The organism is Streptomyces sp. NBC_01176 (genome assembly GCF_045039825.1).
GTDB lineage: Bacteria > Actinomycetota > Actinomycetes > Streptomycetales > Streptomycetaceae > Streptomyces.
This window is the reverse complement of sequence record NZ_CP108600.1, coordinates 7,931,048-7,950,620: the sequence shown is the minus strand read 5'-3', so window position 1 is coordinate 7,950,620 and position 19,573 is coordinate 7,931,048. Positions and strand designations below refer to the sequence as shown.

Here is a 19,573-nt window from a genome sequence, read left to right as displayed (position 1 = left end):
CTCCTCGCGGGCACTCCCACATTACGCCCGCTCCCGATCATGACTCCGGCCTGCGCACCCCTCCAGACACCGGCTGTACACCCCTCGGATGATCAGAACAACGGACGGGTTACCATATGAGCGCCGCCTAGCTCGAAAGATAGACCTGTGACTGTCAACGACGACTCGTTCACCAACTGGAAGACCCGCGAGGAGATCGCGGAGTCGATGATCCCGATCATCGGGAAGCTGCACCGGGAGCGGGACGTCACGGTCCTCCTCCACAGCCGCTCCTTGGTGAACAAGTCGGTGGTCAGCCTTCTCAAGACCCACCGGTTCGCCCGCCAGATCGCCGGCGCGGAGCTCTCCGTCACCGAGACGCTGCCGTTCCTCCAGGCGCTGACCACGCTCGATCTCGGGCCCTCCCAGATCGACCTCGGCATGCTCGCCGCGACGTACCGGAGCGACGACCTCGGGCTCTCCGTACAGGAGTTCACCGCCAGGGCCGTCGCCGGTGCCACCGGCGCGGGCAAGATCGAGCGCCGCCAGCCGCGCGACGTCGTCCTCTACGGTTTCGGCCGCATCGGCCGGCTCGTCGCCCGCCTGCTGATCGAGAAGGCCGGCTCCGGCAACGGTCTGCGGCTGCGCGCCGTCGTCGTCCGCCAGGGCGGGGACCAGGACATCGTCAAGCGCGCCTCGCTGCTGCGCCGCGACTCCATCCACGGCCAGTTCCAGGGCACGATCACCGTCGACGAGGCGAACAGCACGATCATCGCCAACGGCAACGAGATCAAGGTGATCTACGCCGGCGACCCGAGCGAGGTCGACTACACGGCGTACGGCATCAAGGACGCCATCCTCATCGACAACACCGGCAAGTGGCGTGACCGCGAGGGTCTGTCGAAGCACCTGCGCCCCGGGATCGACAAGGTGGTGCTCACCGCACCCGGCAAGGGCGACGTCCCCAACATCGTGCACGGCGTCAACCACGACACGATCAAGCCGGACGAGCAGATCCTGTCCTGCGCCTCCTGCACCACCAACGCGATCGTCCCGCCGCTGAAGGCGATGGCCGACGAGTACGGCGTCCTGCGCGGTCATGTGGAGACCGTCCACTCGTTCACCAACGACCAGAACCTGCTGGACAATTACCACAGCTCCGACCGCCGGGGCCGCTCCGCGCCGCTCAACATGGTCATCACCGAGACGGGGGCCGCCTCCGCCGTCGCCAAGGCGCTGCCCGACCTCAAGGCCCCGATCACGGGCAGCTCGATCCGTGTCCCGGTGCCGGACGTCTCGATCGCCATCCTCAGCCTGCGGCTGGGGCGCGAGACCACCCGTGAGGAGGTCCTCGACCACCTCCGCGAGGTGTCGCTGACCTCGCCGCTCAAGCGCCAGATCGACTTCACCACCGCGCCCGACGCGGTGTCGAGCGACTTCATCGGCTCACGCCACGCCTCGATCGTCGACGCCGGCGCCACCAAGGTCGACGGCGACAACGCGATCCTCTACCTCTGGTACGACAACGAGTTCGGCTACTCCTGCCAGGTCATCCGGGTCGTCCAGCACGTCTCCGGGGTCGAGTACCCGACCTATCCGGTACCGGCCGTCTGATCCGGCGTCAGGGCCGACCGTCTGATCCGGCGTCAGGGCCGACCGTCTGATTCGGCGTCAGGACCGGGCGTCCGTACCCGACGTCCCGGTCCCGCGCCTCGTCCGGCCCACGGGGCGGCCGCGTACGGAACGCGGTTGCCCCCGGCGCCCGTTCGGCCTTCGCAGGCAGGAGGGTGGACGCCGAACGAGGCGGACCGGGGCCGACGGACGCCCACGGCGGCCGACGGTCGCTTTCTATACTGAGCAGATGATCACTGTGCCGCTCAGCGCGCTGGAAGTAGCCATGGTCCAGACGGGCGCCCCGGCCGCCGACACGCTACGCGACACCACCGAGTTCGCCCGGGGGCTCGAAGACCTCGGATACCAGCGGCTCTGGTACGCCGAACACCACCATTCCCCCGCCATCGGAGCGTTCCCGCCGGTCGTCCTGACCGCCCACGCGGCCGCGTCGACCTCGTCCATCCGTCTCGGCTCCGGCGGCGTCCTCGCCCCGAACCACGCCCCGATCATGCTCGCGGAGCAGTTCGGCACGCTGGCCGCACTGCACGACGGCCGGATCGACCTGGGCATCGGCCGCGGCCCGGGCACCTTCGACGAGTCCACGGCGCGGGCCCTGCGACGCGGGGCCGGACCGACCACCGACGACGAGTACCGCGACGACCTGTCGGAGACTCTGCGGTACCTGGTGGAGGAGGTCGCGCTCGACCCGCTCCCGGAGCCGTGGCTGCTGTCCTCGAGCACCGCCGGTGCCGCGCTCGCCGCGGAACTCGGGCTGCCGATCGCCTTCGCCCATCACATCCGTCCCGACAACACCCTGGCCGCGCTCGACCACTACCGGGAGCGCTTCTCCCCCTCCCGCTGGTGCGACCGGCCCCGCATATTGGTCTGCGTGGAAACGGTGTGCGCCGACACGCGGGAGGAAGCCGCCCGGCTCGCGGGCCCGATGGACGTCGTCAAGGCCGGACTGCTCAAGGGGCAGGGCGACATCCCCTTTCCCACGCCCGAGCAGGCAGCCGCCCACTCCTTCACCGCGCAGGAGGCGCGGGCCCTTGCGGGCTTCCGCTCCCACCAGGCGCACGGCACCCCCGACACCGTCGCGACACACCTGACGGAGCTGGCGGACGCGACCGGTGCGGACGAACTCATGCTGGTGACACCCGTCTACACGCTGGCCGACCGCCTGAAGTCCTACGCACTCGTCCGGCAGCACGTCATGACGCCTCCGCGGCAGCTCCCGCAGTAGATCGCGGGGCCCGCTGCGGACACCCACGGTCCGGGCGGCGAATGTCGCTGCACGCCCCTTGGCTGCGCAGGCCCGGTGGCCAACACTGAGCCGATGACGCAGCGTGTGGAGCTCGCGACCGTGATGGACCGGTTCGCCGTGGACGAACTCGTCACCGAGTACGCGGTGGCCGTCGACGACGGCGACTGGGGGGCGTACCGGCGGCTGTTCGCGCCGGACGGCCGCGCGGACTACCGCTCGGCGGGCGGTATCGAGGGGGACGCCGACCAGGTCGCGGGATGGCTCGCGCGGAGCATGGAGCTGTTCCCCATGCGCCAGCATCTGATCGTCAACCGACGCGTGCGGTTCGGCGTACTGGACCAGGACAACGGCGACACGGCCCGGGTGCAGGCCGACTACGTCAACCCGATGCGCCTCGCGGGCGACGAAGGGGGATCCACCGCACCGGACTTCGTGTGCGGCGGCCGGTACGCCTTCGGGCTGGTGCGTACGGAACTCGGCTGGCGCCTGCGCGAGGTGGTCGTCCAGGAGAAGTGGCGCCGCATGCCGCAGCCGCGCCGGGAACCCGCGGTCACCTGACCGGACGCACCCTGTCGGAGATCGTCCCCGAAGCGCACACTGGAGGCAGCACCGGGGAGGAAGGCGCAAATGACGAGGTTCGACCGCTGGCTCACCTCTCCCTGGCGCCGTGCGGTCGTCGCCGTACTGGCGGGTTCGCTGCCGGTGTTCGCCTTCCCGGCCCCGTCGTGGTGGTGGTTCGCCTACGTCGCCCTCGTGCCCTGGATCCTGCTGGCCCGCACCGCCCCGACGGGGAAACGCGCCGCGTACGACGGCTGGTTCGGCGGCCTGGGTTTCATGCTGGCCGTGCACCACTGGCTGCTGCCCAGCCTGAATGTCTTCACGGTCGTGATCGCGGGACTGCTCGGGACGCTGTGGGCACCGTGGGGCTGGCTCGTACGGCGGTTCCTCGGCGGTGTGCCCTCGGCGGGGCGGGTGGGGGCTGCGCTCGTGGTGCTGCCGTCGAGCTGGCTGGGCGTCGAACTCGTCCGGTCCTGGCAGGGATTGGGCGGACCGTGGGGCCTGCTCGGGTCGAGCCAGTGGCAGGTGGCGCCCGCGCTGCGGCTCGCCTCGGTCGGCGGGGTGTGGCTGCTGAGCTTCCTGGTGGTGGCCGTCAACGTCGCGGTCGCGGTCCTGATGGCCGTGCGGCCGTCGCGTGTGCCCGTCGTCGCCACCGCCGTCACCGGACTCGTCGCCACCGCCGCCGCCACCTCGGCGGCCTGGGTGTGGTCCCCGCGCCCGGACACCGACGGCCAGGTGCGCGTCGCCGTCGTACAGCCGGGCGTCATGGGCGGCGGCGCCGGAGCGGGCGCGGAGAAGCGCTTCGCACGCGAGGAGGCCCTCACCCGCACACTCGCCGGACGCCACGTCGACCTCGTCGTCTGGGGCGAGAGCAGCGTCGGAGTCGACCTGGCCGGCCGCCCCGACCTGGCCGACCGGATCACCGCGCTGTCCCGCGAGACCGGCGCCGACCTCCTCGTGAACGTCGACGCGCGGCGCTCCGACCGGCCGGGGATATACAAGAGTTCGGTGCTGGTGGGACCGCAGGGACCGACCGGCGCCCGCTACGACAAGATGCGTCTCGTCCCCTTCGGTGAGTACATACCGGCGCGTTCCCTGCTCGGTTGGGCGACGTCGGTCGGCAAGGCGGCGGGCGAGGACCGCAGGCGCGGCACCGAGCAGGTGGTGATGGACGCCGGGCACGGGCTGCGGGTCGGACCGATGATCTGCTTCGAGACGGCGTTCCCGGACATGAGCCGGCATCTCGCGCAGGACGGCGCCGACGTCCTGCTCGCCCAGTCGTCGACCTCGTCGTTCCAGCACAGCTGGGCGCCCGAGCAGCATGCCTCGCTGGCCGCGCTGCGGGCCGCCGAGACCGGCCGCCCGATGGTGCACGCGACCCTGACCGGTGTCTCCGCCGTCTACGGCCCGAGCGGCGAGCGGCTCGGCTCCTGGCTCGGCACGGACGCGAGCGAAGCGGCGGTGTACGAGGTGCCACTGGCGCGGGGGGTCACCCCGTACGTCCGGTACGGGGACTGGCCGGTGCACGGGGCGCTGCTGGTACTGGCGGCGCTGTGCGCCACGGAGGGCGCCCGCGCGCTCAGGCTGCGGCGGACCGCTCCTGGACCGCTCGCACCACCCGCTCGCACAGTTCATGAGTCGCCAGTGCGTCCCGGGCGCTGAGCACCTTGCCCGCGCGTACGGCGTCGAGGAAGACGAGCACACCCTGCTCGATGCCGCGCTGGCGGGCCACCGGCACCCAGTCCCCGCGCCGCCGCACGCTGGGCTGGCCCTTGTGGTCGATCACCTCGGCGAGGTTGAGCACCTGACGCTTGGTGTCCTGGCCGGACACCTCGAGGATCTCCTCGGCCGAGCCGCTGAGCCGGTTCATCACACCGAGCGCCGTGAAGCCGTCGCCCGCGAGCTGGAGGACGACGTGGTGGAGCAGTCCGTCCTCGACGCGGGCCCGCACCGTCACGTCGTCGACCGGCCCCGGCGCCAGGAACCGCAGTGTGTCCACGACGTGGATGAAGTCGTCGAGGATCATCGTGCGCGGCACCTCGGGCAGTCCTATGCGGTTCTTCTGCATCAGGATCAGCTCACGCGGATGCTCCAGGCACTGCGCGTACCCGGGTGCGTGGCGCCGGTTGAAGCCGACGGCGAGGCTGACGTCGCGCTCCTCGGCGAGCCGGACCAGTTCCTCCGACGCGTCGAGTTCGTAGGCGAGCGGCTTGTCGACGAACGTCGGTACGCCCGCCTCCAGGAGCCGCGCGACGATCTCGGGGTGCGCCACGGTGGCCGCGTGCACGAACGCCGCGTCGAGATCCTGGGCCAGCAGCTCCGTCAGGTCGGTGTGCCGCTGCCCCTGCGGAAGGTGGAGGCTGTCGGCGACCCGGGCGAGCGTCTCGGGCGTCCGGGTCTGCAGATGCAGCTCGACCCCCGGCTGGACCCCGAGCACCGGCAGGTACGCCTTCTGCGCGATGTCGCCGAGTCCGATGCAGCCGACCTTCACGAGGTCTCCTTCGTTCGCCGATGCTGACCTGGTCGGAAGCATACGGGCGTCACGGATGCCGCCGGCCGGCGATGCCGGGTCGGCGGCCCGGTCCGCCCGGTCCGCCCGGCTCCCGGAGGGAAACTCCGTGGCGGCCGGCGGCCCCGTCCATGGAAGATGCGCGCATGACAATTCAGCGCACCAAACCCGCCACCGACGCCGGCGAACGAGCCATGCTGGAGGGCTGGCTCGACTTCCACCGGCAGACCCTCGAGGCGAAGTGCGAGGGCCTGGACGACGCGCAGCTCAGGACCGCCCCGGTCAAGCCGTCAGAGCTGTCCCTGCTCGGTCTGGTGCGGCACATGGCGGAGGTGGAGCGAAGCTGGTTCCGCCGGGTTCTGGTGGCCGACGACGCGGGCCCGATCTACTACAGCGACGAGGACCGGGACGGGGAGTTCCACCTCACCGAGGCGGACACCTGGGACGAGGCCTACGCCACCTGGCAGGCCGAGATCGCGGTCGCCCGGGTCAACACGGCCCGCTTCACGCTGGACGACACCTCCGAGGGCCGGACCAGGTTCACCGAGGCCCCGCTCAACCTGCGGTGGATCTACACCCACATGATCGAGGAGTACGCCCGTCACAACGGTCACGCCGATCTGATCCGTGAGCGGATCGACGGCAGCACCGGCGAGTAGGACGTGCCAGGCGCCGCGAGGCAGGCGGGACCTTCGCAACACGCTCGGGTGCCGCCGCGGGTCATCCTGCGGCCTCCGACACCCGCCGGAGGAGCGGAAGGATCACCCGTGCGGGGCATCCTGCGCTTGTCGGCTCCCCAAAGCGGTCCGGACGCAGCAGAGTTGCGCCCGTGCATCGAACGACGACGACCGCGACGCTCCTGGTCACCGTGGCGGTCACCGCCCTCGCCGGCTGTGTGACCGTCCAGCGGCCCTCCACTCCCGGCCCGCCAATCGCTCCCTCCCTGCCGTCGCCGCGTGCGGACGACAGAGCCGGGGAGCAGGTCGTGCAGGCTCCGGCGCGGGAGGCGCTCGAGCTCGTCGGACCGTCGCGGAAGCCCGCGCCGGGACCGTCCCGTGCCGCCGCGCGACAGCACCCCGCCGCGCCCACCGAGGCCGCACCGCAGGTGCCCGCCCCACGTCACGCCCCCGTCGCCCCGCACCTCCGGCCCAAGCCGCACCGACCCGCCCACCACGCCGCCGCACCGGCCCCGGCGGCGAAGCCGCCGAAGGCCCAGGACGTGTGCGCCCTCGGCAGGAAGTACGGGGGCTGGAAGCCGGGCAGTCCCGAGGCGGTCATCTGCAAGGGGACGTACGGGAATTGACCCGTCCGTCGCCCCGCCTCCGGCCTCGGCCCCCGGAGGTCCCGTGCCTCACGTCCGGCAGCCCCCTCCGACGCCACCGCGTCCGGCGCCACCGCGTCCGACGCCACCGCATCCGGCGCCATCACATCCGCCGCCACCACGTCGGGACCATGTCCGAGGGCACTCCGCCCGGTGACGTCACGTCCCGGCAGCCCCAGTCCGGCAATTCGCGTCCGGCAGCTCACGTCCGGCGTCACCGCCCGTGGCGCCGCTCCGGGACGCCGAGGGGTGTCCCATGAGAGGGCCGTTCCGAGATTCCCGCTGGATCAGCGCGTGACGTCGGATGCGGGTGGGCCGCAAGGTGGCGGGAGGGTCGACCTCGTCCCGGGCGTGCCCGGACGATCCGACCGCGCGGCGGCGTGCCCCAGTCGTCGTCACGCGCCCCGCGCGGATCAGGGCCGCCGGCGCGGTGGCCCCAGCGTCTCCCCTCCCGGCCCCCCGAACCGGCCGGGGCCCTCGCCCGGCGTCTCCTCCGACGGTCCTTCGCCTTCGAGCCTCAGCTCCAGCCGGCCGATCGCCGCGCGTACCCCGTCTCCGTAACGGTCGTCACCGAGGAAGCCGACCGCGCCGCGGGCCCGGCGCAGATGGCTGCGGGCCGCGTCGGAGCGGCCGAGTTTCACGTAGTCGGCCGCCAGGTTCAGGTGCAGCGACGGGTAGAACGCCCGTACCGCGGGCGACCTGTGATGCTCCGCGACCCGGTCGTCCCCGAGTTCGTCGGCCGCCGACAGTGCGCGCAGGTCCCACGCCAGCTCGTCCGAGGGGTCGTCCTGGGTGTCCGCCAGGTAGTGCGCCAGGGTGCAGCGGTGCAGCGGGTCGCCGTCCTCACCGATCTCCGACCACAGGTCCAGAAAACGGCCCCGGGCCTCCTCGCGGTCGCCTCCGTGGTGCAGCATGACGGCCTGGCCGATCCGGGTCATCATGGCGTCCGGCGCCGTCTGCTCCTGCTGCTCCGCCACCGCGTCCTCCAGGCTCGTCACTGTCTCTTCCGACGCTAACGGCAGCCACTGCCAAACCGGCTCAGGCGCCCCCGTACGCCGCCGGACCGGGCCGGGGAGGGCCGGACCGACCCCCCGCCCGGCCCAGCCGTCCCCGCCCGCGGGTCAGCCGAGGTCCGGGATCCGCCAGTCGATCGGCTCGTGGCCCTGCCGGGCCACGGCCTCGTTGATCTGTGTGAACGGCCGGGAGCCGAAGAACTTCTTGGCGGAGAGCGGCGAGGGGTGCGCGCCCTTCACCACGATGTGCCGGTTCTCGTCGATGAGGGGGAGCTTCTTCTGGGCGTAGTTCCCCCACAGCACGAAGACCGCCGGGTCGGGCCGGTCGGCCACGGAGCGGATCACCGCGTCCGTGAACCTCTCCCAGCCCTTGCCCTTGTGGGAGTTGGCCTCACCGGAGCGCACGGTCAGCACCGCGTTGAGCAGCAGGACGCCCTGCTCGGCCCACGGCATCAGATAGCCGTTGTCCGGGATCGGGGTGCCGAGCTCCTCCTTCATCTCCTTGTAGATGTTCCGCAGGGAGGGCGGGGTCCGCACTCCGGGGCGCACCGAGAAGCACAGGCCGTGTCCCTGGCCCTCGCCGTGGTACGGGTCCTGGCCGAGGACCAGCACCTTCACCCGCTCGTACGGTGTCGCGTCGAGCGCGGCGAAGACCTCCTCGCGCGGAGGGTAGACGGGACCCTTGGCTCGCTCCTCCTCGACGAACTCGGTGAGTTCCTTGAAGTAGGGCTGCTGCAGTTCGTCGCCCAGGACGCCGCGCCAGGACTCGGGCAGCATGGCGGTGTCGGTCACGTCAACTTCCTCCGATGTACGGTCACTTCCAGGCCTCAGAACCTACAGGCGACCACTGACACCGGAGCCCGCACCCCTTGCCACCAGCGGCTCTCCCCTGTCACCCGACGGGTCCGGTCCCCGCGACCGGCAGCTCCGGCCCTCTCCGGCCACCGTCTCCGACCTCCGTTTCCACCCCGCTGACTGGGGGTCTCCCGGTGCGGCTCGCACGTCGTCATGATCGTCGACGACGACCCGCCGGGCCTCCGGGCCTCCGGGCCTCCGGGCCTCCGGGCCTCCGGGCCTCCAGGCCGCCGGGAACCGCTCGACGGCGGCTCTCCGGCGGTCCCCGAGATGCCCCGGGCGAGCAGGCGCCGCACCCTGGAACTGAGCCCCTACGGCGTCACCGCGCCTCTCCCCCGACGTGTGGCGCGGCGGGTCCGCGTGCCCGCGGCGCGACCGACCGGCCGCGCCGCACGAGCGGTCCGGTCGCGGACTGCCGCCGCCCACGTCGCCCGCACCGTCCACCGTCCGACCGACACCCAGGAGCGACGACGAGCCATGAACGCACACAGACCCGTCCAACGCGTAGCGATCGTCGGCACCGGCACCATCGGTGCGAGCTGGGCGACGCACTATCTCGCCCGGGGCTTCGACGTCACCGCGACCGACCCCGCCCCCGGCGCGGAGGAGGCGCTCAGGGCGTACGTGGCCGGAGCATGGGACGCGGCGGCCGCGCTCGGTGCCGAGCCCGGGACCTCACCCGACCGTCTGCGGTTCACCCCCGACATGCGGGAGGCCGTCGCGGACGCCGATTTCGTCCAGGAGAACGCGCCGGAGCGCCCGGAGCTGAAGGTCGGGCTGTTCGCCGACATCGACGACGCGACGCCGCCGGACGCGATCATCGCGTCGAGCTCGTCGGGCATCACGATGAGCGTCATCCAGGCCGAGTGCCGGAATCCGCAGCGCACCCTCATCGGGCATCCCTTCAACCCCCCGCACATCATCCCCCTCGTCGAAGTCGTCGGCGGAGCGAAGACCTCCCCGGAGACCGTCCGGGACGCCATGTCCTTCTACAGCGCGATCGGCAAGAAGCCGATCCACCTCAAGAAGGAGCTCCCCGGGCACGTCGCCAACCGACTGCAGGCCGCGTTGTACCGCGAGGTCGTCCACCTGATCGATCAGGGGGTGCTGGACGTCGCGGACTCCGACGACGCGGTGTCCTGGGGTCCAGGACTCAGGTGGGGTGTCATGGGCCCCAACCTGCTGTGGCATCTCGGCGGAGGCGCGGGCGGCATCCAGCACTTCATGGAGACCCTCATGCCGGGGATGGCCGGGATGTGGCGGGAACTGGGCAGTCCGGAACTCACGCCCGAGCTCAAGGAGAAGATCGTCGGCGGGGTGCTGGAGGAGGCGGACGGCCACTCCGTCGACGAACTGGCCGCCCGGCGTGACGCGATGCTGCTCAGTCTGCTGGCCGTGCGGGCATCCGGCTCGCCCGCCGACACCCTCGGCGGGCCGGCATGAGACCGCACGCGTCACCCCCGGGGCGGCGGGCCCACGCCCGAGAGGAGGAACCGTGACGGAGCGCCGGCGGAAACTGTTCGTGCTCGAACTCAGCGGTGACGGTCGCGTGTTCTCGGTGAACCCCGACGGCACCGACAAGCGGGTCGTCGTCTCGGGATGCAGGTTCCCCGACGGTGTGGCCGTCGACGCCGAGGCGGGGCACATCTACTGGACGAACATGGGCTGCCCGCCGGTCGACGACGGCTCGATCGAGCGTGTCGACCTGGACGGAGGCAACCGGACGACGATCGTTCCCGACGGCGGCACGCACACCCCGAAACAGCTGCACCTCGAGGCCGTCGGCCGCAAGCTGTACTGGGGTGACCGCGAGGGGATGCGCGTCATGCGCTGCGACCTCGACGGCTCGAACATCGAGACGCTCGTGCAGACGGGCCGGACGGACAGCGACCGGCGCGACGAGACCAGGTGGTGCGTCGGAGTCGCCGTGGATCCTGACGGCGGGCACCTGTACTGGTCGCAGAAGGGACCGAGCGACGCGGGACTGGGGAAGATCCTCCGGGCCGGGATCGACCTGCCCGCCGGCGAGTCCGCGGCCGGCCGGAGCGACATCGAGGTGCTGCTCCAGGGGCTGCCGGAGCCGATCGACCTGCAACTGGACCTGACGGAGCGCACGCTGTACTGGACCGACCGGGGGGACCCGCCGCGAGGCAACTCCGTGAATCGCGCGCCGATGGATCCGCCGGGCGGACAGCGGGAGCCCGAGATTCTGTGGACGCACCTGATGGAAGGCATCGGCATCGCTCTCGATCTGGACGACGGCCGGATGTTCGTGACCGACATGGCCGGAACCGTCTACGCGGCCGATCTCGACGGGTCGAACCGCCGGGAGATCCTCATCGCACAGGGCAACCTCACCGGGATCGCCCATGCCGTGCTTCCCACCGAGGAACCGTAGCCACGGGTCCGCACCCGGCAGTGGGCGGACGACGCCGCCACCGCGGTCCCCGAGGCCGAAGACCGCCACCGCGGTCCCCGAGGGCGAAGGCCGCCACGAACACCCCGAGCCGTCAACGGTCAACAGCCCGGCCCGGGCGGCGAGACAAGGAATGTCCGACATGAACACCGAACCCCCCACCGGCACCCCGACCGGCACTCCCACCGTGCACACCGAAGAGCAGGACGCGGTCTTCGTGATCACGATCGACCGACCGAGGGTACGCAACGCCGTCGACGGCGCCACCGCACGGGCACTGGCTGACGCCTTCGACCGACTCGACGCCCGCGACGACCTGATGGTCGGTGTGCTCACCGGAGCCGGCGGCACCTTCAGCGCGGGCATGGACCTCAAGGCGTACGCCGCCGGAGACACCCCGATCATCCCGGGGCGGGGCTTCGCGGGACTCACCCGGACCCCGCTGCGCAGCCCGCTCATCGCGGCCGTCGAGGGCTGGGCGCTGGGCGGCGGCACCGAGATGGCCCTCGCCTGCGACATGATCGTGGCAGCGCAGGACGCCACCTTCGGTCTCACCGAGGTGACGGTCGGCCTGGTCCCCCCTGAAGGCGGAATCGTGCGCCTGCCCGAACGCATCCCCCGCAACATCGCCGTCGAGGTCCTCCTCACCGGCGATCCCCTGCCCGCCGAACGGGCCCATCAGCTCGGCCTCGTCAACCACCTCACCCCCTCCGGCGAGGCGCTCGCCAAGGCCGTGGAGGTGGCTCACCGCATCGCACGCAACGCACCGCTGTCCCTCGCAGCGGTCAAACGCGCGGTCAACGAGCGGACCGCGTACGGCGACCAGGACGCGTTCCGCCAGCAGGACCGGCTCGTCGCACCGGTCCTCGCGTCCCACGACGCACAGGAAGGGGCTCACGCCTTCGCCGAGAAGCGCTCACCCCACTGGGAAGGCCGCTGACCGCAGCCCCTTTCCCCGAACCTCGGTGCGCCACGACCAGGTGCCGGCAGAGCATACGGCGGTGCCCCGCCGGGCAACCCGTGTTCCCGGCGGGGCACTTGATCAGCGCGTCGGTGACCGCGCGGGCGGGACGGCGGGCGTGCGTGGAGCCCGGACGCGGGCGCCGTCCGGGTCCGTCCGCACCCGCGTCCAGGCGTCCGTCAGCCCACTCCGGCGTTCAGGAAGATGCCGCCGTCGACCACGAGCGTCTGCCCGGTGATCCAGTCCGACTGTGCCGAGGTGAGGAACGCGGCGGCGCCTCCGATGTCGGAGGGCACGCCGAGCCGGCCCAGCGGGTAGGCCGCGGCCGCCTCCTCCTCGCGGCCCTCGTACAGGGCCTGCGCGAACTTGGTCTTGACGACGGCGGGCGCGATCGCGTTGACCCGCACCTTGGGCGCGAACTCGTGCGCCAGCTGCACGGTCAGGTTGATCATGGCGGCCTTGCTCATGCCGTACGCGCCGATGAACGGCGAGGGGGAGATGCCCGCGACGGACGCGATGTTGACGATCGCGCCGCCGTTCTCGCTCTGCCAGGCCTTCCAGGTCAGCTGGGCGAAGCCGAGCGCCGAGACGACGTTCGTCTCGAAGACCTTGCGCGCCACGTTGAGGTCCAGGTCGGCCATGGGGCCGAACACCGGGTTCGTACCGGCGTTGTTGACCAGGTAGTCGACGCGTCCGAAGGCCTCCATGGTCCGCTCGACGGCGACGGCCTGGTGGGCCTCGTCGTGCGCCTTGCCCGCGACACCGATGACGCGGTCGGCACCGAGTGTCTCGACGGCCTCCTTGAGAGCGTCCTCGTTGCGGCCGGTGATGCACACGCGGTCACCGCGGGCGATGAGGGCCTCCGCGACGCCGTAGCCGATGCCGCGGCTCGCGCCGGTGACGAGGGCGACCTTGCCGGAGAGTTCGGGAAGTGCGGTCATTGTCTGTGTCCCCGGCCTTAGTTGAGCGGTCCGCCGGCCACGTACAGCACCTGGCCGGAGACGAATCCGGCGGCCTCGCCGGTGAAGAAGGCGATGGCATTGGCGATGTCGTCGGGGTTGCCGACGCGCTGCACGGGGATCTGGGTGGCGGCGGCGGCCTGGAAGTCCTCGAAGCCCATGCCGACGCGGGCGGCGGTGGCGGCGGTCATGTCGGTGGCGATGAAGCCGGGCGCGACGGCGTTCGCCGTGACGCCGAACTTGCCGAGCTCGATGGCGAGCGTCTTGGTCAGGCCCTGCAGACCGGCCTTGGCGGCGGAGTAGTTGGCCTGGCCGCGGTTGCCGAGAGCGGAGGAGGACGACAGGTTGACGATCCGGCCGAACTTCGCGTCCACCATGTACTTCTGGCAGGCCTTCGACATCAGGAAGGCGCCGCGCAGGTGCACGTTCATGACGGTGTCCCAGTCGGACGCGGCCATCTTGAACAGCAGGTTGTCGCGGAGCACGCCCGCGTTGTTCACCAGGATCGTCGGCGCACCGAGCTCCTCGGCGATCCGCTCGATCGCGGCCTCGACCTGGGCCTCGTCGGAGACGTCGCAACCGACCGCGAGGGCGCGGCCACCGGCGGCGGTGATCTTCTCCACGGTGTCCTTGCACGCGGCCTCGTCGAGATCGATCACCGCGACGGCGCGGCCCTCGGCGGCCAGTCGTACGGCGGTCGCGGCGCCGATGCCGCGCGCGGCACCGGTGACTACGGCGACGCGCTGCTCAGTGGTGGACATTGCTGGTTCTCCTCGCCCTTGAAAAGCCCTGCGGCCTGACATGCCCTGCGGCTCACACGGTACGCCCGTCCGGTGAGCGACCGCTTAGTACCTTCAGCAGACGTGACGCTAGAAGCCCTGGCACCCGGTGTCAACGGCACACGGCGCGGGTGTGATCCATTACCTGACCAGCAGCGCGAGCAACCGCTCCGTCTCCGCCTCCGGATCGGCGGTGAGCCCGGTGTGCACGGGTCCGGGCTGCAGGACCGTCGAGCGCGGCGCGATCAACCAGCGAAAGCGCCGACCGGCATCGTCACCCGCAGCCTGACCTGCCGCTTTCCCGCCCGCGCAGATCCCTTCCACGGCGCGCAGCGCGGCCCGTACGCCCGCCACGTCGGCCTCCGGGTCCAGTGCGCGCAGCTTCGTCTCGTCCAGATGGGTGCGCGCCGCCACGAAGGACTTGGCGCGGCAGTACACCAGTACGCCCGCGTTGAAGTACTCGCCGCGTTCGACGCGCGGCACCACCCGCAGCAGCGCGTACTCGAAGACGTCCCGCTCGCTCACTCGTCCCCCTCGGTGACCCTGGTGCCCTTGACTCCCTTGCCGTCTCCGGGACCCGCCGTGCCTCCGGGAGCCTCGCCGCTCGTGCGGCCCTCCCCGGCTCCGCGGCCCTCGATGCCCCTGACCCGCTCGTGGATGACGGGGGCGCGGGCGAGGAGCGGCTCCGCGTAGGCGCGCCGCAGCGCCTCCGTGGAGTCGAAGCCCGGCTCGTCGGCCAGCCACTCCTCCGGGATCGCGGCGGTCACCTCGGCGAGCAGTTCAGCGGTCACCAGCGGCGCCAGCTCGGCCGCCGCCGAGGCGACGTCCGGGCCGAAGGGCGCGAGCGCGTGGTCGGAGGCGTCGTACGGCTTGGCGGCGGAGGCCCGGGCACCGGGCCAGTGGTGGTGCCAGATCATGGTGGCGCCGTGGTCGATGAGCCACAGGTCGCCGTGCCACATCAGCAGGTTGGGATTGCGCCAGGAGCGGTCCACGTTGTTGACCAGCGCGTCGAACCAGACGATGCGCCCGGCCTCCCGCGCACTCACTTCGAAGGCGAGGGAGTCGAAGCCGACGGCGCGGGAGAGGAAGTCCATGCCGAGGTTCAACCCGCCGCTGGACTTGAGCAGTTCCTGGACCTCCTGGTCCGGTTCACCGAGCCCCATGACCGTGTCGAGGCCGATCGTCACCAGACCGGGCACGCGCAGGCCCAGCCGTCGGGCGAGTTCACCGCAGACGACCTCCGCGACGAGCGTCTTGCGCCCCTGCCCCGCGCCGGTGAACTTCATGACATACGTCCCGAGATCGTCGGCCTCGACGAGCCCCGGCAGCGAGCCACCCTCACGCAGCGGCGTGATGTAGCGGGTCGCGGCGACCTCTTTCAGCACTTTCCCAGGCCACCAATCTCTTCAAGTGTGCAGTCCACGGCCGACTTCACAGGGGCTCAGCAGGGGAATCACTCGTCGACGGACCCGGGGACAATCTGGGGAGTCCCGGCCGGCCTGCCGATCTCCCCGTTCTCCAAGCAGTCCGTCGACGCCGGTGTGCCCCTCGCTGCCCGCCTCCGGCATGAAGTGAGCATAGTAACCGAGGGTGATCGCGGGCGAGGGTGCCCGATCACGAGCCCCGGCCGCCGCCCAGGCCACCACGGGTCAGGTGCGGGCCGATGGACGTCGTGGTCCGCGACTCTGCTGTCGGCAGACCCGCTGGACGGCCCGTCTCGGCCTGTCAGGATGGCCGCATGGGGAAGAATTCGGCGATCCGGCGACTCGACCTGGGGTACTTCATCAGGCCGGCTTCAGAGACAGGCGGCCCGCAACCGCGAGTTGAACCCGTGCTCGCCTATCTGGTGCGACACGACCAGGGACTGATCCTCTTCGACACCGGCATCGGCAACGCCGACTCCGAGACCGAGGCACACTACCGACCCCGACGCCGTGCACTGCGAGAGGCACTGTCGGCGGCCGGAGTCACCCTCGGCGACATCTCTCTGGTCGTGAACTGCCATCTTCATTTCGACCACTGCGGCGGGAATCCCCTGCTGGGCGGCAAGCCGATCCTGGTCCAGGAGGTCGAGCTGGCCACCGCCCGCCGGGGCGACTACACCATCGAGGAGCTCGTCGACTTCCCCGGCGCGTCCTACGAGGAACTCGCCGGTGAGACCGAGGTCCGGCCGGGCCTCTGGATCATCCCGACACCCGGGCACACCCAAGGACATCAGTCGCTGGTCGTCCGGCAGGGCGACGGCACCGTGATCCTCGCCGGCCAGGCACACGACTTCGCATCCCGGTTCGCGTCGGACCAACTGGCCCGCCAGGCCGCACTCCACGGCGTCGAACAGCCGCTTCCCCACTACGAGCCCTGGGTGGAGCGGCTTGCCGACTTCGACCCGCGCCGTGTGCTCTTCGCCCACGACTGCTCGATCTGGGAACCCTCGGACGGCGTCTTCTGGAACTGACCCGGCGACGCCGAACCGCGTCGTTCGGAGGTTGCGGTGTCGGAGTACGCCGTCCTGCGGCGGGACGGTCTGCAGGCTGCGGGCCGCAGCCCCCAGCCTGCTGCCCCCAACCTGCTCCCTGCTGCCCGCTACTTCGGGTCGCGGTTGAACACCGACTTGGACCATACGTAGCCGAGCACGGCCAGTCCCAGGCACCAGCCCACGGCCAGCCACCCGTTGTGGCCGATCCCGGTGCCCAGCAGCAGCCCGCGCAGGGTCTCGATGGCCGGGGTGAACGGCTGGTACTCGGCGATCGGCTGGAACCAGCCCGGCATCGCGTCGACCGGGACGAAGGCGCTGGAGATGAGGGGCAGGAAGATCAGCGGCAGTGCGTTGTTGCTCGCGGCCTCGGCGTTCGGGCTGACCAGGCCCATGCCGACCGCGATCCAGGTGAGCGCCGTGGCGAAGAGCACGAGCAGTCCGAACGCCGCCACCCACTCCAGGACGGTGGCATCGGTGGAGCGGAAGCCGATGGCCACAGCGACGGCGCCGAAGACGACCACGCTGATGACCGACTGCAGGACGCTGCCGATGACGTGTCCGATGATCACGGAGCCGCGGTGGATCGCCATGGTGCGGAAGCGGGCGATGATCCCCTCGGTCATGTCGTTGGAGACGGAGACCGCGGTGCCGATCGTGGTGCTGCCGACCGTCATCAGAAGGAGGCCGGGGACGAGATAGGCGACGTACTCGGAGCGGTCGGCGCCGCCGCCGATGCCCGCGCTCATGGTGTCGCCGAAGACGTAGACGAACAGCAGGAGCAGCATGACCGGCGTGAGCAGCAGATTCAGCGTCATGGACGGATAGCGCCGCGCGTGCAGCAGATTCCGCCGCAACATCGTGGACGAGTCGCGCACGGCGAGGGAGAGGGAGCTCATCGGACGTCCTCCTTGGTCTTGCCGGGTGTGCCGGAGCCGGTCAGTGCGAAGAACACGTCGTCGAGGTCGGGGGTGTGCACGGTCAGCTCGTCCGCCTCGATGCCTGCCGAGTCCAGCCAGTCGAGGATCGAGCGCAGCTCGCGCTGGCTGCCCTCGCTCGGGATTCGCAACGACAGTGCTTCGTCGTCCCGGGTCGCCTCGCGCAGCGTGGAGGCGGCGGTCCGGTACGCGGTCGGGTCGGTGAAGCGGAGGCGGACGTGTCCGCCGGGGATCAGTCGCTTCAGCTCCTCGGCGCTGCCCTCGGCGACGATCTTGCCGTCGTGCAGCAGGGCGATGCGGTCGGCGAGTTCGTCGGCCTCGTCCAGGTACTGGGTGGTGAGGAAGACGGTGACGCCGTCGGAGACGAGTGCGCGGATGATCTGCCACATGTTGTGGCGGGCGCGCGGGTCGAGGCCGGTGGTCGGTTCGTCGAGGAAGATGATCCGCGGGCTGCCGACCAGGGTCATGGCGATGTCGAGGCGGCGTTTCATACCGCCGGAGTAGGTCGAGGCCGGTTTCTTCGCGGCCTCGGTGAGGTCGAAGCGCTCCAGGAGTTCGGCGGCGACGCGCCGGCCTTCGCGCTTGGGCAGGTGGTGCAGGTCCGCCATGAGGAACATGTTCTCCTCGCCGGTGATCAGGCCGTCGACGGCGGAGAACTGGCCGGTGACGCCGATCGCGGCGCGGGCGGCCTGCGGGTCGGCGGCCAGGTCGTGGCCCCCGACGCGGGCCTGGCCGTCGTCGGCGGTGATGAGTGTGGAAAGGATCTTCACGGCGGTGGTCTTGCCGGCGCCGTTCGGGCCGAGCAGTGCGAACACGGTCCCGGCCGGGACGGTCAGGTCGATGCCGTCGAGCACGTTCTTGTCGCCGTAGGCCTTACGCAGCCGGACGGCGGAGACGGCGGCGGGCGGCTGCAGACCATCGCTCTTTCTGGGCGTGGGCATGACAGAAGAAGGCATGGAGCTCTCCCGTTCGAAGGGGCGGTGAAGGGTGAAGCGGCCTGGGCTGTGGAGCGGTCGGGCGGGTCAGGGCCGGGCGCGGCGGATGTCGATGTTGCCGTAGCGGGTGCGGGCCTTGACCTCGACGGTGTCCTCGGACTCGTCCGGGCTGTCGGACGCGGTGAGCGCGTTGCGCACCTGCCCGTTGCCCGAGCTGACGTCGAGCCAGGCGGCCGTCCCCTTGCGGATGCCGACGTCGATGGCGCCGTAGGAGGTCTCCAACTGGACGGTGCCGCGGGCCACGTCACCCACCCGCAGGGTGCCGTGGGCGGTGGTCGCGGTGACCGAGCTCTCGGCGCGCTGGATGTCGATGTCCCCGTTGGCTCCGCTCACCCGCAGCTCGCCGATCGCGGCGCCGACGGTCGTGCTGCCGTGCGAGTTCTTCAGGACGGCCGGGCCGTCCACCACGCCGACCCGCAGGCTGCCCGAACTGGTGGTGATCTCGGCCAGGCCCTCGACCTGGTCCACGGTGATCGAGCCGTGCGACGCGGTCAGCTGCAGCGGGCCCGTCACATCCAGGCGCACGTCACCCGACGACGTCTTCACGCGGACCTCACCGAGCCGGCCCTCGCCGATCACCTGGGTCCAGGAGCCGGTCGTGTCGACGCGTGAACCGGTGGGCAGTTCGACCGTCACGTCGACGCTGCCGGTGGGCCCGACGAGGTAGCGCCCCTTGGGCGTCCTGACGGTCAGCACGCCGCTCGCGTACGTGACCTCGGTCTGCTCGGCGACCCGCACGTCCTTGTCCTTCTTCGGGTCGCGGGGTCGCACCTCGACGACCGTGTCGAGACGGTCGCTCGCGGAGAACTGGATGGAACCGGCGGCCACGTTGGCGGTGACCGAGATCGGCTGGGGAGTGTCGAAAGAAGGCATGGCTGTCCCGTCCTCTTGGGTCTTCGCGGTGTCCCTGCTGGTGGGACGTGGTGTGAGTGGAGTGGA

Annotated in this window: 20 protein-coding genes; 10 read left to right on the top strand and 10 right to left on the bottom strand. The window is 71.1% G+C overall.

What is annotated here, in order from left to right; genetic code table 11:
• Nucleotides 1-147 precede the first annotated feature (147 nt).
• From OG199_RS34505 to lnt, 4 genes are all read left to right on the top strand, one after another.
• Nucleotides 148-1,593 (top strand): glyceraldehyde-3-phosphate dehydrogenase, encoded by a 1,446-nt coding sequence (locus OG199_RS34505; protein ID WP_405832754.1) that lies wholly within the window; start codon nucleotides 148-150, stop codon nucleotides 1,591-1,593.
• Between the two features lie 247 nt (nucleotides 1,594-1,840).
• The gene (locus OG199_RS34500) at nucleotides 1,841-2,836 is read left to right on the top strand and encodes an LLM class flavin-dependent oxidoreductase (protein ID WP_405832752.1); all 996 of its coding nucleotides are present in this window, start codon (nucleotides 1,841-1,843) and stop codon (nucleotides 2,834-2,836) included.
• A gap of 93 nt (nucleotides 2,837-2,929) precedes the next feature.
• Nucleotides 2,930-3,415, top strand: a complete 486-nt coding sequence (locus OG199_RS34495; RefSeq protein ID WP_356800352.1) for a nuclear transport factor 2 family protein — start codon at nucleotides 2,930-2,932, stop codon at nucleotides 3,413-3,415.
• A gap of 69 nt (nucleotides 3,416-3,484) precedes the next feature.
• A complete protein-coding gene (lnt, locus tag OG199_RS34490; protein ID WP_405832750.1) occupies nucleotides 3,485-5,077 on the top strand; it encodes an apolipoprotein N-acyltransferase in 1,593 nt (530 codons plus the stop codon).
• Here the strand turns inward: lnt and OG199_RS34485 are convergent.
• Entirely contained in the window at nucleotides 4,995-5,906 is a 912-nt protein-coding gene (locus OG199_RS34485; protein ID WP_401806408.1) for a Gfo/Idh/MocA family protein, read from the bottom strand. The genes lnt and OG199_RS34485 overlap by 83 nt on opposite strands.
• A gap of 164 nt (nucleotides 5,907-6,070) precedes the next feature.
• Here OG199_RS34485 and OG199_RS34480 point away from each other — a divergent pair, with 164 nt between their 5' ends.
• Nucleotides 6,071-6,583: a DinB family protein gene (locus OG199_RS34480; RefSeq protein ID WP_401806411.1), complete on the top strand. Its 513-nt coding sequence runs from the start codon at nucleotides 6,071-6,073 to the stop codon at nucleotides 6,581-6,583.
• 170 nt (nucleotides 6,584-6,753) lie between these two features.
• Complete coding sequence (locus OG199_RS34475) at nucleotides 6,754-7,227, top strand: hypothetical protein (protein ID WP_401806412.1); 474 nt, start codon at nucleotides 6,754-6,756, stop codon at nucleotides 7,225-7,227.
• A gap of 431 nt (nucleotides 7,228-7,658) precedes the next feature.
• Here OG199_RS34475 and OG199_RS34470 read toward each other — a convergent pair whose 3' ends face one another.
• Together OG199_RS34470 and ung are read right to left on the bottom strand one after the other, a co-directional pair.
• Nucleotides 7,659-8,222, bottom strand: coding sequence for a hypothetical protein (locus OG199_RS34470; RefSeq protein ID WP_356800364.1), 564 nt, complete (start codon nucleotides 8,220-8,222; stop codon nucleotides 7,659-7,661).
• Between the two features lie 144 nt (nucleotides 8,223-8,366).
• Complete coding sequence (ung, locus tag OG199_RS34465; protein WP_401806414.1) at nucleotides 8,367-9,050, bottom strand: uracil-DNA glycosylase; 684 nt, start codon at nucleotides 9,048-9,050, stop codon at nucleotides 8,367-8,369.
• A gap of 540 nt (nucleotides 9,051-9,590) precedes the next feature.
• Between ung and OG199_RS34460 the strand changes: the two genes are divergently transcribed.
• The 3 genes from OG199_RS34460 (at nucleotide 9,591) to OG199_RS34450 (ending at nucleotide 12,469) form a co-directional block, all read left to right on the top strand.
• Nucleotides 9,591-10,556, top strand: a complete 966-nt coding sequence (locus tag OG199_RS34460) for a 3-hydroxyacyl-CoA dehydrogenase NAD-binding domain-containing protein (RefSeq protein WP_405832748.1) — start codon at nucleotides 9,591-9,593, stop codon at nucleotides 10,554-10,556.
• A 52-nt stretch (nucleotides 10,557-10,608) separates the two neighbouring features.
• A complete protein-coding gene (locus tag OG199_RS34455; RefSeq protein ID WP_405832746.1) occupies nucleotides 10,609-11,511 on the top strand; it encodes a 3-hydroxyacyl-CoA dehydrogenase in 903 nt (300 codons plus the stop codon).
• Between the two features lie 160 nt (nucleotides 11,512-11,671).
• Nucleotides 11,672-12,469 (top strand): crotonase/enoyl-CoA hydratase family protein, encoded by a 798-nt coding sequence (locus OG199_RS34450; RefSeq protein ID WP_356800344.1) that lies wholly within the window; start codon nucleotides 11,672-11,674, stop codon nucleotides 12,467-12,469.
• 200 nt (nucleotides 12,470-12,669) lie between these two features.
• Here the strand turns inward: OG199_RS34450 and OG199_RS34445 are convergent, their stop codons facing one another.
• The 4 genes from OG199_RS34445 to OG199_RS34430 form a co-directional block, all read right to left on the bottom strand.
• Nucleotides 12,670-13,431 (bottom strand): SDR family oxidoreductase, encoded by a 762-nt coding sequence (locus OG199_RS34445; protein ID WP_266697549.1) that lies wholly within the window; start codon nucleotides 13,429-13,431, stop codon nucleotides 12,670-12,672.
• Nucleotides 13,432-13,448: 17 nt separating this feature from the next.
• Nucleotides 13,449-14,210 carry a 3-oxoacyl-ACP reductase FabG gene (fabG, locus tag OG199_RS34440; RefSeq protein WP_356800343.1) on the bottom strand — a complete coding sequence of 254 codons (762 nt, stop codon included), beginning with the start codon at nucleotides 14,208-14,210 and terminating at the stop codon, nucleotides 13,449-13,451.
• A gap of 159 nt (nucleotides 14,211-14,369) precedes the next feature.
• On the bottom strand, nucleotides 14,370-14,753 hold the full coding sequence (locus tag OG199_RS34435) for a DUF3037 domain-containing protein (protein ID WP_356800342.1): 384 nt from the start codon (nucleotides 14,751-14,753) through the stop codon (nucleotides 14,370-14,372).
• Nucleotides 14,750-15,613: a HipA family kinase gene (locus OG199_RS34430; protein ID WP_405832744.1), complete on the bottom strand. Its 864-nt coding sequence runs from the start codon at nucleotides 15,611-15,613 to the stop codon at nucleotides 14,750-14,752. Before OG199_RS34430 ends, OG199_RS34435 begins: the two co-directional genes overlap by 4 nt.
• Before the next feature lie 353 nt (nucleotides 15,614-15,966).
• Between OG199_RS34430 and OG199_RS34425 the strand changes: the two genes are divergently transcribed.
• Complete coding sequence (locus tag OG199_RS34425; protein ID WP_356800340.1) at nucleotides 15,967-16,683, top strand: N-acyl homoserine lactonase family protein; 717 nt, start codon at nucleotides 15,967-15,969, stop codon at nucleotides 16,681-16,683.
• Between the two features lie 128 nt (nucleotides 16,684-16,811).
• Here the strand turns inward: OG199_RS34425 and OG199_RS34420 are convergent, their stop codons facing one another.
• The 3 genes from OG199_RS34420 to OG199_RS34410 all read right to left on the bottom strand — a co-directional run bounded on the left by OG199_RS34420 (nucleotide 16,812) and on the right by OG199_RS34410 (nucleotide 19,507).
• The gene (locus OG199_RS34420) at nucleotides 16,812-17,600 is read right to left on the bottom strand and encodes an ABC transporter permease (protein ID WP_405832742.1); all 789 of its coding nucleotides are present in this window, start codon (nucleotides 17,598-17,600) and stop codon (nucleotides 16,812-16,814) included.
• Entirely contained in the window at nucleotides 17,597-18,595 is a 999-nt protein-coding gene (locus tag OG199_RS34415) for an ATP-binding cassette domain-containing protein (RefSeq protein WP_405832740.1), read from the bottom strand. The genes OG199_RS34420 and OG199_RS34415 overlap by 4 nt, the downstream gene beginning before the upstream one ends.
• Nucleotides 18,596-18,661: 66 nt before the next feature.
• On the bottom strand, nucleotides 18,662-19,507 hold the full coding sequence (locus OG199_RS34410; protein ID WP_405832738.1) for a DUF4097 family beta strand repeat-containing protein: 846 nt from the start codon (nucleotides 19,505-19,507) through the stop codon (nucleotides 18,662-18,664).
• Between the last annotated feature and the right edge of the window lie 66 nt (nucleotides 19,508-19,573).